General features: G+C 69.8%; 18 protein-coding genes and 5 tRNA genes. 17 read left to right on the top strand and 6 right to left on the bottom strand.

What is annotated here, in order from left to right; translation table 11 throughout:
• The first annotated feature begins 164 nt into the window (after positions 1 to 164).
• The 10 genes from ACLB9X_RS22180 to ACLB9X_RS22135 all read left to right on the top strand — a co-directional run bounded on the left by ACLB9X_RS22180 (position 165) and on the right by ACLB9X_RS22135 (position 5,086).
• Entirely contained in the window at positions 165 to 338 is a 174-nt protein-coding gene (locus ACLB9X_RS22180; protein WP_410362115.1) for a hypothetical protein, read from the top strand.
• A 371-nt stretch (positions 339 to 709) separates the two neighbouring features.
• Positions 710 to 1,483 carry a fumarylacetoacetate hydrolase family protein gene (locus ACLB9X_RS22175; protein WP_410362114.1) on the top strand — a complete coding sequence of 258 codons (774 nt, stop codon included), beginning with the start codon at positions 710 to 712 and terminating at the stop codon, positions 1,481 to 1,483.
• Positions 1,476 to 2,951, top strand: coding sequence for a glutamate--tRNA ligase (gene gltX, locus ACLB9X_RS22170; RefSeq protein ID WP_410362113.1), 1,476 nt, complete (start codon positions 1,476 to 1,478; stop codon positions 2,949 to 2,951). Before ACLB9X_RS22175 ends, gltX begins: the two co-directional genes overlap by 8 nt.
• 123 nt (positions 2,952 to 3,074) lie before the next feature.
• Positions 3,075 to 3,746, top strand: a complete 672-nt coding sequence (locus tag ACLB9X_RS22165) for a DUF4241 domain-containing protein (RefSeq protein WP_410362112.1) — start codon at positions 3,075 to 3,077, stop codon at positions 3,744 to 3,746.
• Between the two features lie 40 nt (positions 3,747 to 3,786).
• Positions 3,787 to 4,509, top strand: a complete 723-nt coding sequence (locus ACLB9X_RS22160; protein WP_410362111.1) for an HAD family hydrolase — start codon at positions 3,787 to 3,789, stop codon at positions 4,507 to 4,509.
• A gap of 89 nt (positions 4,510 to 4,598) precedes the next feature.
• Positions 4,599 to 4,670: transfer RNA gene (locus ACLB9X_RS22155), tRNA-Gln, on the top strand.
• 21 nt (positions 4,671 to 4,691) lie between these two features.
• Positions 4,692 to 4,764, top strand: a tRNA-Glu gene (locus tag ACLB9X_RS22150).
• A gap of 61 nt (positions 4,765 to 4,825) precedes the next feature.
• A tRNA-Glu gene (locus tag ACLB9X_RS22145) sits at positions 4,826 to 4,898 on the top strand.
• Positions 4,899 to 4,914: 16 nt separating this feature from the next.
• Positions 4,915 to 4,986 (top strand) — tRNA-Gln (locus tag ACLB9X_RS22140).
• A 27-nt stretch (positions 4,987 to 5,013) separates the two neighbouring features.
• Positions 5,014 to 5,086, top strand: a tRNA-Glu gene (locus tag ACLB9X_RS22135).
• Positions 5,087 to 5,320: 234 nt separating this feature from the next.
• Here the strand turns inward: ACLB9X_RS22135 and ACLB9X_RS22130 are convergent.
• Together ACLB9X_RS22130 and ndgR are read right to left on the bottom strand one after the other, a co-directional pair.
• A complete protein-coding gene (locus tag ACLB9X_RS22130; RefSeq protein ID WP_392327983.1) occupies positions 5,321 to 5,569 on the bottom strand; it encodes an SCO4226 family nickel-binding protein in 249 nt (82 codons plus the stop codon).
• A gap of 119 nt (positions 5,570 to 5,688) precedes the next feature.
• Positions 5,689 to 6,405: an IclR family transcriptional regulator NdgR gene (gene ndgR / locus ACLB9X_RS22125; protein WP_026278050.1), complete on the bottom strand. Its 717-nt coding sequence runs from the start codon at positions 6,403 to 6,405 to the stop codon at positions 5,689 to 5,691.
• 144 nt (positions 6,406 to 6,549) lie between these two features.
• On the opposite strand from ndgR, the gene leuC reads away from it, so the two are divergent.
• The 4 genes from leuC (at position 6,550) to ACLB9X_RS22105 (ending at position 9,716) form a co-directional block, all read left to right on the top strand.
• Positions 6,550 to 7,980, top strand: coding sequence for a 3-isopropylmalate dehydratase large subunit (leuC, locus tag ACLB9X_RS22120; protein WP_410362110.1), 1,431 nt, complete (start codon positions 6,550 to 6,552; stop codon positions 7,978 to 7,980).
• Positions 7,981 to 7,986: 6 nt separating this feature from the next.
• A complete protein-coding gene (gene leuD, locus ACLB9X_RS22115; protein WP_410362109.1) occupies positions 7,987 to 8,580 on the top strand; it encodes a 3-isopropylmalate dehydratase small subunit in 594 nt (197 codons plus the stop codon).
• A 105-nt stretch (positions 8,581 to 8,685) separates the two neighbouring features.
• Complete coding sequence (locus tag ACLB9X_RS22110; protein ID WP_142213448.1) at positions 8,686 to 8,913, top strand: hypothetical protein; 228 nt, start codon at positions 8,686 to 8,688, stop codon at positions 8,911 to 8,913.
• A 143-nt stretch (positions 8,914 to 9,056) separates the two neighbouring features.
• Positions 9,057 to 9,716, top strand: a complete 660-nt coding sequence (locus tag ACLB9X_RS22105; protein WP_410362108.1) for an HU family DNA-binding protein — start codon at positions 9,057 to 9,059, stop codon at positions 9,714 to 9,716.
• 95 nt (positions 9,717 to 9,811) lie between these two features.
• On the opposite strand, the gene ACLB9X_RS22100 is transcribed toward ACLB9X_RS22105, so the two are convergent.
• Together ACLB9X_RS22100 and cofC are read right to left on the bottom strand one after the other, a co-directional pair.
• Positions 9,812 to 10,015 (bottom strand): hypothetical protein, encoded by a 204-nt coding sequence (locus tag ACLB9X_RS22100; protein WP_410362107.1) that lies wholly within the window; start codon positions 10,013 to 10,015, stop codon positions 9,812 to 9,814.
• A 52-nt stretch (positions 10,016 to 10,067) separates the two neighbouring features.
• Positions 10,068 to 10,700 (bottom strand): 2-phospho-L-lactate guanylyltransferase, encoded by a 633-nt coding sequence (gene cofC, locus ACLB9X_RS22095; RefSeq protein ID WP_410362106.1) that lies wholly within the window; start codon positions 10,698 to 10,700, stop codon positions 10,068 to 10,070.
• A gap of 205 nt (positions 10,701 to 10,905) precedes the next feature.
• Between cofC and ACLB9X_RS22090 the strand changes: the two genes are divergently transcribed.
• The 3 genes from ACLB9X_RS22090 to ACLB9X_RS22080 are packed head-to-tail and all read left to right on the top strand — an operon-like array spanning position 10,906 to position 13,857.
• Entirely contained in the window at positions 10,906 to 11,658 is a 753-nt protein-coding gene (locus ACLB9X_RS22090) for a lysophospholipid acyltransferase family protein (protein ID WP_410362105.1), read from the top strand.
• Entirely contained in the window at positions 11,655 to 12,665 is a 1,011-nt protein-coding gene (locus tag ACLB9X_RS22085; RefSeq protein WP_410362104.1) for an NAD(P)H-dependent glycerol-3-phosphate dehydrogenase, read from the top strand. The genes ACLB9X_RS22090 and ACLB9X_RS22085 overlap by 4 nt, the downstream gene beginning before the upstream one ends.
• A gap of 34 nt (positions 12,666 to 12,699) precedes the next feature.
• Positions 12,700 to 13,857, top strand: coding sequence for a D-alanine--D-alanine ligase family protein (locus ACLB9X_RS22080; protein WP_410362103.1), 1,158 nt, complete (start codon positions 12,700 to 12,702; stop codon positions 13,855 to 13,857).
• A 12-nt stretch (positions 13,858 to 13,869) separates the two neighbouring features.
• Here the strand turns inward: ACLB9X_RS22080 and ACLB9X_RS22075 are convergent, their stop codons facing one another.
• Entirely contained in the window at positions 13,870 to 14,340 is a 471-nt protein-coding gene (locus ACLB9X_RS22075) for a DUF3515 domain-containing protein (RefSeq protein ID WP_410362102.1), read from the bottom strand.
• 20 nt (positions 14,341 to 14,360) lie between these two features.
• Positions 14,361 to 14,594, bottom strand: coding sequence for an Lrp/AsnC family transcriptional regulator (locus ACLB9X_RS22070; protein WP_037625030.1), 234 nt, complete (start codon positions 14,592 to 14,594; stop codon positions 14,361 to 14,363).
• Between the last annotated feature and the right edge of the window lie 272 nt (positions 14,595 to 14,866).

The raw sequence follows: 14,866 nt of genomic DNA, 5'->3' as shown, positions 1-14,866 counted from the left end.
GTCTGAAATGACACTGTCTTCGTGAGCAAACTCACACATAGATCAGCGTCTCCCCCTGGCTTTCCGTGGGAATTGAATGCATAGCCTGTCGCTTTACAAGGGTGGGCGCGCTGTCAACCGCACCTCCCGAAGCATCCCTACTCCGACAAGGTCTGAAACCGGCGATGAAGACGACGATGATGTTCCGCAACATAGCCAACCCCCGTCGCACGACGCTCGCGCACCTCAAGGACGCGGACGAGCTGCAGACGCCGGAGCAGCCGGAGCACGCGGTCGATCTTCCCACCCAGACGGCCAACCCCCGCCGCACCGTCTTGATGGACGCGCCCTCTCTTTGAGGCTCGGTTCCCCTCCGGGGCGCCTAAGTCGGCGTCGACGGTCGATCGTGCTCGACCCCTCGTCCCTCGGGGCCTCCGCGCTCCACCAGCTACCGCTGGGAGGTGCCCCCATCCGTTTCGACACCGCCGCGCCCCTTCGGCTCACTCGCCACGGGGTGGAAGCCACCCGCCCAGTAGTACGGCGCCGGCGCCTTTCGCGTTCACCCCTTCGGCCCGCCGGCCTCGCCGGCGGACTCTCACGCCACCGCACGGGGCGTTATCGGCATGTCGGGCAGTCCCCGCCGCGTTAGCCTGGAGCGTCAGTCTCCGGGCAGCGAGCGTCAGCGAGCAGCGCCGGTCAGCGAGTGAGTAGTGAGGGGCGACAGCAACCCGTGCGCATCGCCAGGTTCTCCATCGACGGCAATGTCGCCTTCGGCGCGGTCGAGGAAGGCCCCGACGGCCTCCTCCTCGACATCATCAAGGGCATCCCGTACACCGACTTCGAGCTCTCGGGCACCAAGGTCCCGCTGAGCAAGGTCCGGCTGCTGCCCCCCGTGCTCCCCAACAAGGTCGTGGCCATCGGCCGCAACTACGCGGAGCACGCGGCGGAACTCGGCAACGAGGTCCCGGAAGTCCCCGTCGCCTTCTTCAAGCCCACCACCTCCGTGATCGGCTCCGGCGACGCCATCGAGTACCCCTCGTTCTCGAACGAGCTCCACCACGAGGCCGAGCTCGCCGTCGTCATCGGCCGGATGTGCCGCGAAGTCCCGCGCGAACGCGTCAAGGACGTGATCTTCGGCTACACCTGCGCCAACGACGTCACCGCGCGTGACGCCCAGAAGCGCGAGAAGCAGTGGGCCCGGGCCAAGGGCTTCGACACCTCCTGCCCGCTCGGCCCCTGGGTGGAGACCGACCTCGACCCCGCCGACCTGACGATCCAGTGCACGGTCAACGGCGAACAGCGCCAACTCGGGCGCACGAGCGAGATGGTCCGGTCCGTCGAGGACCTGATCGTGCACATCACCGAGGCCATGACGCTGCTCCCGGGCGACGTCGTCCTCACGGGCACCCCCGCGGGGGTCGGCCCCCTGAACGTCGGCGACGAGGTCGCCGTCACCATCGAAGGCATCGGCACTCTCACCAACAAGGTGATCAAGCGTGGCTAACGGATCCGTCCGCGTACGTTTCTGTCCCTCCCCGACCGGCAACCCCCATGTGGGCCTGGTCCGCACCGCCCTGTTCAACTGGGCCTACGCCCGGCACAACGGCGGCACCATGGTCTTCCGCATCGAGGACACCGACGCGGCCCGCGACTCCGAGGAGTCGTACAACCAGCTGCTCGACTCGCTGCGCTGGCTCGGGCTCGACTGGGACGAGGGCCCCGAAGTGGGCGGCCCCCATGGCCCCTACCGCCAGTCCCAGCGGATGGACATCTACCAGGACATCGCCGCGAAGCTGATCGCCGGCGGTTACGCGTACCACTGCTACTGCACCGCGCTGGAGCTGGAGGCGCGCCGCGACGCCGCCCGCGCCGCCGGCCGTCCCTCCGGCTACGACGGCAAGTGCCGCACGCTGACCGCCGAGCAGAAGGCCGCGTACGACGCCGAGGGCCGCGAGTCCATCGTGCGCTTCAAGATGCCCGAGGAGCCGATCACCTTCACCGACCTGGTGCGCGGCGAGCTGACGTTCACGCCGGACAACGTCCCGGACTACGGCATCGTCCGCGCGAACGGCGCCCCGCTCTACACGCTCGTCAACCCGGTCGACGACGCGCTGATGGAGATCACCCACGTGCTGCGCGGCGAGGACCTGCTGTCCTCCACCCCGCGCCAGATCGCGCTCTACAAGGCGCTGATCGAGCTGGGCATCGCCAAGGAGATCCCCTCCTTCGGCCACCTGCCGTACGTGATGGGCGAGGGCAACAAGAAGCTGTCCAAGCGCGACCCGCAGGCGTCCCTCAACCTCTACCGCGAGCGCGGTTTCCTCCCCGAGGGCCTGCTCAACTACCTTTCCCTGCTCGGCTGGTCGTTCTCCGCCGACCAGGACATCTTCACGATCCCGGAGATGGTCGCGAAGTTCGACCTCGCGGACGTCAACGCCAACCCGGCCCGCTTCGACCTGAAGAAGGCCGAGGCCATCAACGCCGACCACATCCGCATGCTCGACGTGAAGGCGTTCACCGAGGCGTGCGAGCCGTGGCTGCGGGCCCCGCACGCCAACTGGGCCCCGGAGAACTTCGACCGGACCAAGTGGGAGGCCATCGCCCCGCACGCGCAGACCCGCCTGACGGTCCTCTCCGACATCACCGCCAACGTCGACTTCCTCTTCCTCGACGAGCCGGTCGAGGACGAGGCGTCCTGGACCAAGGCGATGAAGGGCGAGCCGACCGCGCTGCTGACCACCGCCCGCGAGAAGCTGGCCGCGGCCGACTGGTCCAGCGCGGACTCCCTCAAGGAGGCCGTCCTGGCCGCCGGTGAGGCCCACGGCCTCAAGCTCGGCAAGGCCCAGGCCCCGGTCCGCGTCGCGGTCACCGGCCGCACGGTGGGCCTGCCGCTGTTCGAGTCCCTGGAGATCCTGGGCAAGGACAAGACCCTGGCCCGTATCGACGCGGCGCTGGCGAAGCTCGCGGCGTAACCGGCGTAACCGGCGTGTCCGAGGGGGCGGTGGCCGAAGAGGCCGCCGCCCCCTCGGCGTTGTCGGAGCGCGGGACTAGTGTTCGGGGCGATCACGATCGTCTCGGCTCCCTGGGGGACCAGCATGCCCATGCCCGCGCCCGACTTCTCCTGGCACTTCACGCCCGGCAACCGCTTCCAGGACATGGGATCGCTCGTCGGCACGATGTCCGTGGTCAAGGGCGGCGAACTGTGGCTGCCCAGTGGGAAGGTCGTGGCCTGCGACCCCTTCGTCTCGCTCGGCACCGGCGAGTCCGAGCCGTTCACCGCCGAGGTGGCCCCCGGCCGCTACCCGGTGGAGTGCGCCGTCGCCACGCTCGCCGAGCCCGACGAGCCGCCCGCCGACGAGCCCCACCTGCGCATCGCCGCCGCCCGCCTGCTGATCAAGGACACCGAGCCGGTCACCTGGGAGATCGCCCACCAGGCCGGCCAGGACCCGGCGGAGCTCGCCGACGACGAGTTCTTCGCATACGGGGTGGACGCGGGCACCGGCTGCTTCTACGACGCCGCCTGCGACGAGTCGTTCCCCGACTGCGTGGGCGACGAGGGGCCGCTGTGGGACGCCTTCGACGCCGGCGGCGACGCGTACCTGGGCCCCCACACGGTGACCGCCCCCGACACCGGCCACAACCTGATCGCCTTCATGTCCGGCTGGGGCGACGGCGCCTACCCCACCTGGGTCGGCCGCGATGCCTCCGGCGAGGTCGTCTGCTTCGTGACGGACTTCTTCGTGGTCCCGCACGAGGCCACGGCCTGAACGCACGCTGCCGGCCGCGTCACGGCGGTACGGTCGAATCATGCCGATCCGGGCCGTCCTCTGGGACATCGACGACACCATCTTCGACTACGCGAGCGCCGACCGCGCCGGCATGCGCCGGCACCTGCGGAACGAGGGCCTGCCCGGCGGTTACGACACCGTCGAGCAGGCCCTCGTCGCATGGCGGGAGATCACCGACGTCCAATGGGCCCGCTTCGCCGCCGGGGAGACCACGTTCACGGGGCAGCGGCGCGACAGGGTCCGGCAGTTCCTCGGTGCGCCGGGGATGAGCGACGACGAGACCGACGCCTGGTTCGGCCGGCACGTCGCGCACTACGAGGCGGCCTGGGCGCTGTTCCCCGACGCCGTGCCCGTCCTCGACCTGCTCGCGCGTGACTACCGTCACGCCGTCCTGTCGAACTCCAGCATCCACAACCAGGACCCCAAACTCCGCGCCCTCGGCGTGCGGGACCGCTTCGAGGCCGTCGTCTGCGCCGTGGAACTCGGCGTCTCGAAGCCCGAAGCCGCCGCCTTCCTCGGGGCCTGCGAGGTCATCGGCCTGGCCCCGCACGAGGTGGCGTACGTCGGCGACCAGCCCGACATCGACGCCCGCGGTGCCGTCGAAGCGGGACTGACCGGCATCTGGCTCGACCGCGCGGATCTGGGCGGCAGACCGGAGCTCAACCGGATCACCGGACTCGACCAGCTGCCCGCACTGCTGCGCGGCGATACCCGTTTTGGAGCGCCGTCCACCTTCGGGTAATGTTCTTCCTGCGCCAAGGGGAGCGGGCCGAAAGCCCGGAACCGGAAGCGCAAACCCGAACAAGATCCCCACCAGGGGTTGCGTTTTGGTGGCCTATGGTGTAATTGGCAGCACGACTGATTCTGGTTCAGTTAGTCTAGGTTCGAGTCCTGGTAGGCCAGCTCGCAGAGCTCATCTGCAAAGCCCCCGTTGTGTAGCGGCCTAGCACGCTGCCCTCTCAAGGCAGTAGCGCCGGTTCGAATCCGGTCGGGGGTACAGATCCTTCCCGCGATGTCCTCAGGGTCGCACCCGATGACGTCGACGCAGGATCGCTAGGGCCCCCGTTGTGTAGCGGCCTAGCACGCCGCCCTCTCAAGGCGGTAGCGCCGGTTCGAATCCGGTCGGGGGTACTGGTCTAAACCACCATGGGCTATGGTGTAATTGGCAGCACGAGTGATTCTGGTTCATTTAGTCTAGGTTCGAGTCCTGGTAGCCCAGCGGATCCAGCCCATGGATCACGATCTTGCCCCCGTTGTGTAGCGGCCTAGCACGCCGCCCTCTCAAGGCGGTAGCGCCGGTTCGAATCCGGTCGGGGGTACGAGACCGAAGGGGTCCTCCACGAAGGTGGAGGACCCCTTCGGCGTTTCCCGACGGCTGGACGGTGCCGTACCTGCGGGGCCGTCCCCACTTGCTCGGTGCTCATCTGGCGTGCGTACAGCAGCAGTTCGGCGGCGGAGACCGCGTCTTCGAGGCGCAGGACCGGCCGCGCGTCCGAGGTCCGGACGCGGCGCAGCCTCCGTCACCCACGGTGACGGAGGCTGCTCGGAGAGCCTCACACGGTCAGAGGCACCGCGTGGATCTCGTCCGCGGGGTGGCCCGTGCGCTCGTGGATGCGCTGCACGGCGTCCGCCGACGGCCCTTCGGAGAGGCAGTACACGGTGCCCGACTCCGGGTCCGCCCACGCCTGCTTGAAGTGCACGCCCTCCTCGCCCTCGATCGCGAGATCCGCGCGGTGCGCCTCCCTGAGCTGGTCGCTCGTGATGCCCTTCATCCCGTGGTGTACGTCCATGAACTCGGCCATGGTCCTGCACCTCCGTCGCTCGGCAGCTACCTCCATGCTGCACCCGGCACGCCCCGGCAACACCTCCGGCCGGCCCCTGCGGCGTTGAAGGGGCCGGCCGGAGGTGGACGCAAGGGGGGTCAGCCGGAGCGGCGCAGCGCCTCGCTCAGGCGTGCGGCGGCGTCGATGACGGCCTGGGCGTGCATACGCCCGGGATGGCGGGTCAGGCGCTCGATGGGGCCGGAGACCGACACGGCGGCCACCACGCGGTTCGACGGGCCCCGCACGGGGGCGGAGACCGATGCCACGCCCGGCTCGCGCTCGCCGATCGACTGGGCCCAGCCCCGGCGCCGTACGCCCGACAGGGCCGTCGCCGTGAAGCGCGCGCCCTGCAGCCCGCGGTGCAGCCGCTCGGGCTCCTCCCAGGCCATCAGGATCTGCGCCGAGGAGCCCGCCTTCATCGTGAGCGTGGAGCCGACGGGCACGGTGTCCCGCAGTCCGGACAGCCGCTCGGCCGCCGCCACGCAGATGCGCATGTCTCCCTGCCGGCGGTAGAGCTGGGCGCTCTCGCCGGTCACGTCGCGCAGGTGGGTGAGCACCGGCCCGGCCGTGGCCAGCAGCCGGTCCTCGCCGGCGGCGGCGGCGAGCTCCGCCAGCCGCGGCCCGAGGATGAACCGGCCCTGCATGTCCCTCGCCACCATACGGTGGTGTTCCAGTGCCACGGCCAGGCGATGGGCCGTGGGTCGTGCGAGTCCCGTGGCCGCGACCAGACCCGCGAGGGTGGCCGGACCGGACTCCAGGGCGCTCAAGACAAGGGCCGCCTTGTCGAGAACACCGACGCCGCTAGAGTTGTCCATGCAACGATACTCACGTCTCACTCTGTGAAACGCAAGTTCAATTTTCCATGGAACTTGTCACGCTGTAGTTGCGGCCCGCGGACCAACGGGCACTGCACATGATCTCTAGTTGTGCCGGCGGCACAGCCGGCCGGAGGGAAAGCGATGGGTAGGACACTCGCGGAGAAGGTCTGGGACGACCATGTCGTCCGGCGCGCCGAGGGCGAGCCCGACCTCCTCTTCATCGATCTGCACCTGCTGCACGAGGTGACCAGCCCCCAGGCCTTCGACGGTCTGCGGAAGAGCGGTCGCCGGGTGCGGCGGCTCGACCTCACCATCGCGACCGAGGACCACAACACCCCGACCCTCGACATCGACAAGCCGATCGCCGACCCGGTCTCCCGCACCCAGCTGGAGACCCTGCGGAAGAACGCGGCGGAGTTCGGTGTCCGGCTGCACCCGCTGGGCGACGTCGAGCAGGGCGTCGTGCACGTCGTCGGCCCGCAGCTGGGCCTGACCCAGCCCGGCACGACGGTCGTCTGCGGTGACTCGCACACCTCCACCCACGGTGCCTTCGGCGCGCTGGCCTTCGGCATCGGCACCTCCCAGGTGGAGCACGTGCTGGCCACCCAGACCCTGCCGATGGCCCGCCCCAAGACCATGGCCATCACGGTCGACGGCGAGCTGCCCGACGGCGTCACCGCCAAGGACCTGATCCTCGCCATCATCGCGAAGATCGGCACCGGCGGCGGCCAGGGCTACGTGATCGAGTACCGCGGCTCCGCCATCGAGAAACTCTCGATGGAGGCCCGGATGACCATCTGCAACATGTCGATCGAGGCCGGCGCCCGGGCGGGCATGATCGCCCCGGACCAGACCACGTTCGACTACCTGCAGGGCCGCGACCACGCCCCGGAGGGCGAGGACTGGGACGCCGCCGTCGCGTACTGGAAGACGCTGCGCACCGACGACGACGCCGTCTTCGACGCCGAGGTGTTCATCGACGCCGCCGAACTGGCCCCGTTCGTCACCTGGGGCACCAACCCCGGCCAGGGCGCGCCCCTGTCGGCGAACGTCCCCGACCCGGCTTCGTACGAGGATGCATCGGAGCGCCTGGCGGCCGAGAAGGCCCTGGAGTACATGGGGTTGACCGCCGGACAGCCGCTGCGCGACATCAAGGTCGACACCGTCTTCGTAGGCTCGTGCACCAACGGCCGTATCGAGGACCTGCGCTCGGTCGCCGCGATCCTGGACGGCCGCAAAGTCGCCGACGGCGTACGGATGCTGGTCGTCCCCGGCTCCGTCCGGGTCGCCCTGCAGGCGGTCGAGGAGGGCCTGAACAAGGTCTTCACCGACGCCGGGGCCGAATGGCGCCACGCGGGCTGCTCCATGTGCCTGGGCATGAACCCCGACCAGCTGGCTCCGGGCGAGCGCTCCGCGTCCACCTCCAACCGCAACTTCGAGGGCAGGCAGGGCAAGGGCGGCCGTACGCACCTGGTCTCGCCGCACGTGGCAGCCGCCACCGCGGTGCTCGGCCACCTGGCCTCCCCGGCCGACCTGTCCGACGCCGTCGTCTCCACGCCCGCGGGGGTCTGAGGAATCATGGAAGCTTTCACCACGCACACCGGCCGTGCCGTTCCGCTGCGCCGCAGCAATGTCGACACCGACCAGATCATCCCCGCGCACTGGCTGAAGAAGGTCACCCGTGACGGGTTCGAGGACGGCCTGTTCGAGGCCTGGCGCAAGGACCCCGAGTTCGTGCTCAACCGGCCGGAGCGCAGCGGGGCCACGGTCCTGGTCGCCGGCCCCGACTTCGGCACCGGCTCCTCCCGCGAGCACGCCGTGTGGGCCCTGCAGAACTACGGGTTCAAGACCGTCATCTCGTCCCGCTTCGCCGACATCTTCCGCGGCAACTCCCTCAAGAACGGCCTGCTGACCGTCGTTCTCGACCAGAAGACCGTGGACGCGCTCTGGGCGCTGACCGAGGCGGACCCGACCGTCGAGATCACGGTGGACCTGGAGCAGCGAAAGGTCCTCGCGCCGGGAATCGACGCCGACTTCGAGCTCGACGAGAACGCCCGCTGGCGACTGCTGAACGGCCTCGACGACATCAGCCTCACCCTTCAGAACGAAGCGGACATCACGGCGTACGAGGCGGCCCGGCCGTCCTTCAAGCCCCGTACGATTGACGCCTGAGCAGCACTTTTCCCGAACTGCGCCCTCCACTTTCCCGGTGGGGGGCGCAGTCGTATGTTGAAACCCGGTAGGGCGACAACTCGGCCCAGATGGCACAATCGGTGCATGGAACGTGACAGCCAACTCGAGCTCTACGAGGCGGTCGCGGCCCGATTGAAGGAAGCGCACACAAGAGTGCGCGCACTGCAAGTCCCGGAGGGCGTAAGGATGGCGCTGTCCCGGAAGCTGCTGGTCGTCACGGCAGCGGCGAAGCACGATCTCCCGGATGCGGCAAGGCGTCTGGACCGGTTGATGAAGGACCTCGACGAGGGCCGATTCCCCGAAGGTGACTGACCGCAGAACTCCGCCGAGGTCGACTTCGTTGCGGCACTAGGGTGATTAGCCCGTTTCGTGTTTGATTTGCGGTATATATCTGCCTAACGTGCGAAAAAGCCTGGACGCAATCGTTCCGGCCAAATGTCTCCGAAGGGGAAGACGTGAACAAGGCGCAGCTCGTAGAAGCGATTGCCGACAAGCTCGGCGGCCGCCAGCAGGCCGCTGACGCTGTCGACGCGGTGCTTGACGCGATCGTCCGCGCAACAGTCGCCGGAGACCGGGTTTCGGTCACCGGCTTCGGCTCGTTCGAGAAGGTCGACCGTCCCGCCCGTTACGCCCGCAACCCGCAGACGGGTGAGCGCGTGCGGGTCAAGAAGACGTCCGTTCCGCGGTTCCGTGCGGGCCAGGGCTTCAAGGACCTGGTCAGCGGTACGAAGAAGCTCCCCAAGGGAGGCGAGGTCTCCGTCAAGAAGGCCCCCAAGGGCAGCCTCATGGCCGGGGCCCCGACCCGTACGACCGCCAAGGCCGCGGCCAAGAAGGCCGCCGCCAAGAAGGCCACGGCGAAGAAGACGACCGCGAAGAAGACCACCGCGGCCGCCAAGAAGACCACGGCGAAGAAGACGACCGCGAAGAAGACCACCGCGGCCGCCAAGAAGACGACGGCGGGTGCCAAGAAGGCCGCGCCGGCGAAGACCACGGCCAAGAAGGCGGCGGCCAAGAAGACCGCCCCCGCCAAGAAGGCCACCGCGAAGAAGGCGCCCGCCAAGAAGGCGACGGCGCGCAAGACCACCGCCAAGAAGACCACCGCCCGCAAGAAGTAGGCGGAAGCAAGCGGTACAAGGTCACACAGGGCCACTCACGCGCCGGGCCGGCCTCCCCCTGGGAGACCGGCCCGCGGCGTGTGTACGCCCCGGCGTCAGAGCGTCTGGAGCGTCACCAGGGTGATGCGGCGCGCGTCGCCCTCGCCCTCGGTCTCGATGCGCACCCGCTGCCCGGGGCGCAGCAGCCGCAGGCCGCCCGCGTCGAAGGCGGCGGCGTCGAAGTCCACCGGGGTGCCGTCGTCGAGCAGCACGCTCCCGCTGCGGGTCTCGGGGTCGTACGTGTACGAGGTCGCCTGCATGCGCCCACCTTACGGGGCCCCGGGCCGCCGGGCGGATCAGGGCGGGCAGCGGCTAGGGGCCGTCCGGCGCGGGCGCGCCCGTCGTGAGCCGCCGGCTCGTCCGCGGGCCGACCCCGAGCGCCAGTGCCACCGAAAGATCCGCCGCCGTGTCCACGTCCCGGCGCACGGAATCGACGCCGCAGACAACGATTTCCGCGGCGCCCGATGCCAAATGCCGACGGCGGGAAGGGCCGCCGAAAGCCGGACGCAATTCCACTCCCGGCAACGCGCTGAGCAATGTCGTGCCGATTCCTGCGGCATCCGCCAGAAATGCCCGGGTAAATACCGAAGCCGCACCCAGTACGCTGGCCAATTCACGCGGCCGCAATGCCGGCAGATCGGCGTTGAGCGCGGCGACCGCCGCATTCGGGCGTCGCACGCGCACCGAGTACGCGCCGTGGGCCAGTGCCGCGTTGAGACCCGCCGCGGGCGCGTCCGGCTCGATCCGTGCCCCGAGCGCCGCCAGCGACGCCCCGGCCGCCGGGTCGTCCGTGACGACCACCACATCGCGCACCGCCGTGCAGGCCAGCGCCGCCGCCACGGTGTCCTGGGCGAAGGCGAGCGCGAGCCGCGGCCGCAGCACGTCGTCCGCGGCTTCCGCGAGCCTGCTCTTGGCGAGGGCAAGGGGCTTCAGCGGGACGATCAAGGACCACAGGAGGGTCGGCTTCGTGTCCGTGGCGGGCTCTCCGTCCGTACGCGTCGGGGCCCCATTGTCGCCCGGGGCGGCGAAGGGGCCCCCGGGGGCGGGTGCGGTGGCGAGGCGTACCGTGTCCTCGACAGACCAGGGGCGTGGGGCGACACTTGACCCCCAGCAGCCAGGCAGTAGCCCGGTCGTAGAGGAAGGTGTCCGAGTGTCCCGCCGTAGAATCGGCTTCTGGTACCGCCTGGCGGCGGTCATCGCCAAGCCGCCGCTGTTGCTTCTGTTCAAGCGGGACTGGCGGGGAATGGAACACATTCCGGCCGAGGGCGGATTCATCACCGCCATCAATCACAACTCGTATCTCGACATGTTCTCCTACGGGCACTTCCAGTACAACACCGGACGAGTGCCCCGCTTCCTGGCCAAGGCGGCGCTGTTCAAGGCGCCCGGTGTCGGGCTGATGCTGCGCGGCACGGGCCAGATCCCCGTCTTCCGCGAGTCCTCGAACGCGGTGGGCGCCTTCCGCGCCGCGGTCGAGGCCGTGCAGCGCGGCGAATGCGTGGCCTTCTACCCCGAGGGCACGCTCACCCGCGACCCCGGCCAGTGGCCGATGACCGCGAAGACGGGAGTGGCCCGCGCCGCCCTGCAGACCAAGGCGCCGGTCATTCCGGTCGCCCAGTGGGGCGCCAACTTGGCCATGCCGCCGTACGCCAAGGAGAACAAGGTCCGCCTCTTCCCGCGCAAGACGCTCCAGGTGCTGGCCGGCCCGCCCGTCGACCTCACGCGCTTCTACGGCCAGGACCCCACACCCGACGTGCTCAAGGCCGCGACCGAGGAGATCATGGCGGCGATCACCGCGCTCCTGGAGGAGATCCGCGGCGAGCAGGCGCCCGAGAAGCCGTACGATCTGCGCGAAGCCCGCGCCGAGCAGCGCCGCAAGGCCGCCGGGGAGGAAGTGAAGTGACCCAGCCGGTCAAGGCAGCCGTCTTCGGAACGGGCTCGTGGGGCACCGCGTTCGGCATGGTCCTCGCCGACGCGGGGTGCGACGTCACCCTCTGGGGCCGCCGCGCCGAACTCGCCGACGCGATCAACACCACCCGCAGCAATCCGGACTACCTGCCCGGCATCGAGCTCCCGGCGAACCTGCGGGCGACCACGGATCCGGCCGAGGCCCTCCACGGCGCCGACTTCACCGTCCTCGCCGTCCCCTCCCAGACGCTGCGCGGCAATCTCGCCGCCTGGGCCCCCGAACTGGCCCCGGACACCGTCCTCGTCTCGCTGATGAAGGGCGTCGAACTCGGCACCGCCAAGCGGATGAGCGAGGTCATCGAGGAGGTGGCCGAGGTCCCCGCCGACCGCGTCGCCGTGGTCACCGGACCGAACCTCGCCAAGGAGATCGCCTCCCGCATGCCGGCCGCCGCCGTGGTCGCCTGCCGCGACGAGGCCGTGGCCCGGCGGCTGCAGTCCGCCTGCCACACGCCGTACTTCCGCCCGTACACCAACACCGACGTCGTCGGCTGCGAACTGGGCGGCGCCGTCAAGAACGTCATCGGGCTCGCCGTCGGCATCGCCGACGGCATGGGACTCGGCGACAACGCCAAGGGATCGCTCATCACCCGCGGCCTCGCCGAGACCACCCGCCTCGGCCTCGCCATGGGAGCCGACCCGCTCACCTTCTCCGGACTCGCGGGCCTCGGCGACCTCGTCGCCACCTGCTCGTCGCCCCTGTCGCGGAACCACACCTTCGGCACCAACCTCGGCCGCGGCATGACGCTCCAGGAGACGATCGCCGTCACCAAGCAGACCGCGGAGGGCGTCAAGTCCTGTGAGTCGGTGCTCGATCTGGCGCGCCGGCACGATGTCGACATGCCGATCACGGAGACCGTCGTCGGCATCGTCCACGCGGGGAAGCCACCGGTCGTCGCGCTCAAGGAGCTGATGTCCCGCGCCGCCAAGTCCGAGCGGCGCTGACGCGCCACGAACCAGCGGGTAGTCTCATCGCGATATGAGCACCGACAACCTCCCCCAGAGCCCCGAGCAGCAGCTCCGCAAGCCGCGCGTAGCCGTCGTCTTCGGCGGCCGCAGCTCCGAACACGGGATCTCCGTGGTCACCGCGGGTGCGGTGCTGCGGGCCATCGACCGCACCAAGTACGACGTGCTGCCGATCGGCATCACCAGCGACGGCCGGTGGGCTCTGACCGCCGACGAGCCGGAGCGGATGGCGATCACCGATCGCCGTACCCCCAGCGTCGACGAGCTGGCCGAGTCCGCCGAGGGCGGCGTGGTGCTCTCCGTCGACCCGGGCAGCCGTGAGGTCGTCTACAGTGAGCCCGGCTCCGTGCCCAAGGTGCTCGGCGAGGTCGACGTCGTCTTCCCGATGCTGCACGGCCCCTACGGCGAGGACGGCACGCTGCAGGGACTCCTGGAGCTCTCCGGCGTCCCGTACGTCGGCTCGGGCGTGCTCGCCTCGGCGGTCGGCCAGGACAAGGAGTACATGAAGCGCGTCTTCATCTCCTTCGGTCTGCCCGTCGGCCCCTACGAGGTGATCCGCCCGCGCGAGTGGGCGGCCGACCCGTCCGCGGTCCGCAAGAAGATCGTGGACTTCGCGGCCGAGCACGGCTGGCCGCTGTTCATCAAGCCCGCACGCGGCGGCTCCTCGATGGGCATCTCCAAGGTCGACGGCCTCGCCGGACTCGACGACGCGATCGCCGAGGCGCAGCGCCACGACCCCAAGATCCTGGTGGAGTCGCTGCTGCGCGGGCGCGAGATCGAGTGCGGCGTGCTCGAGTTCGAGGACGGCCCGCGCGCCAGCGTGCCCGCCGAGATCCCGCCGGTCTCGTCGCACGACTTCTACGACTTCGAGGCCAAGTACATCGACTCGGCGGCCGGTCTCGTGCCCGCGCCGCTGACCGACGAGCAGACGGCCGAGGTGCAGAGGCTCGCGGTCAGGGCGTTCGACGCCGTCTCCTGCGAGGGCCTCGTGCGCGCGGACTTCTTCCTCACCGAGGACGGCCGGTTCGTCATCAACGAGATCAACACCATGCCGGGCTTCACCCCGATCTCGATGTATCCGCGGATGTGGCAGGAGAGCGGCGTGACGTACACCGAGCTGGTGGACCGGCTCATCCAGGCGGCGCTGAACCGTTCCACCGGACTGCGGTAGCCCCGAGCCGGGTCAGAGCGTGGCCGGGACCGTCTTCTCGACGGCCCCGGCCAGATCGGTGAGCGGGCTCGCGTCGTGCAGGTACTGCTTCCCGAGCGTGACCTCGACATAGGTCTTGCGGTACGTCGTGGTGAACCGCGGACCGTCGTCGCGCTCCTCCAGCAGCCAGTTGACCCCGTTCACCTCGACGCCCTGCGCCTGCGGATCGGACATCCGCTCCGGCCGTGGCACACCGCAGCGCAGTACGATCGCGGCATCGCCCCAGCCGGCGGTGAGTTCGGACGCGGGCTCGGGATCCTGCCGTTCCTGCCCCGCGACCGACTGGGGCAGCGCTCGGTCGAGCGCACGGCACAGGGCGGCTTCCGCGGCCGGGGGGCTGGGAACCGCCACCGACGCCGACGCGTCGCTGGAGGAACAGCCGGCCGCGGCCACCAGGAGCGCGGCGGCGGACAGGACAAGGGGCCGGCGGTCGAAAGACGTCACCGGCCAAGGGTAGACGGGGGCTACAGGTGGACGACGGGGCAGGTCAGGGTGCGGGTGATGCCGTCGACTTGCTGGACCTTGGCGACCACCATGCGGCCCAGCTCGTCGACCGTGTCGGCCTGGGCGCGCACAATGACGTCGTAGGGGCCGGTGACATCCTCGGCCTGGATCACGCCCGGGATCTTGCCGATGGTCTCGGCGACCGTCGACGCCTTGCCCACCTCGGTCTGAATGAGGATGTACGCCTGTACCACGGAACCTCCAGGGCGGCAGCAGGATCATGTCCCCTACCGTCGGTGGGGAGATCCCAAGGAGAAGGGTCGCCACGGTATCGCGTCGTCGCGGGCCACGGGGAGACCCGCGCGGATGACGGCGCCCGCAGCGTGGCGTACGCAGAGCAGAAGTTGACGTATCTCAGGACGGTACCGACGGCGTGACGGCCCGCGGCCGCGGCGCTCGGTCGTCGGCCCGGGCCGCCGGTGCGTCGGTTCCATCGGACACATCACAAACGGAGAGGTGAACCTCG

This window comes from Streptomyces sp. 5K101, from assembly GCF_046506645.1.
Taxonomy (GTDB): Bacteria; Actinomycetota; Actinomycetes; order Streptomycetales; family Streptomycetaceae; genus Streptomyces.
Note: the sequence above shows the minus strand (reverse complement) of the source record. Positions and strands in the feature narration are given on the sequence as shown.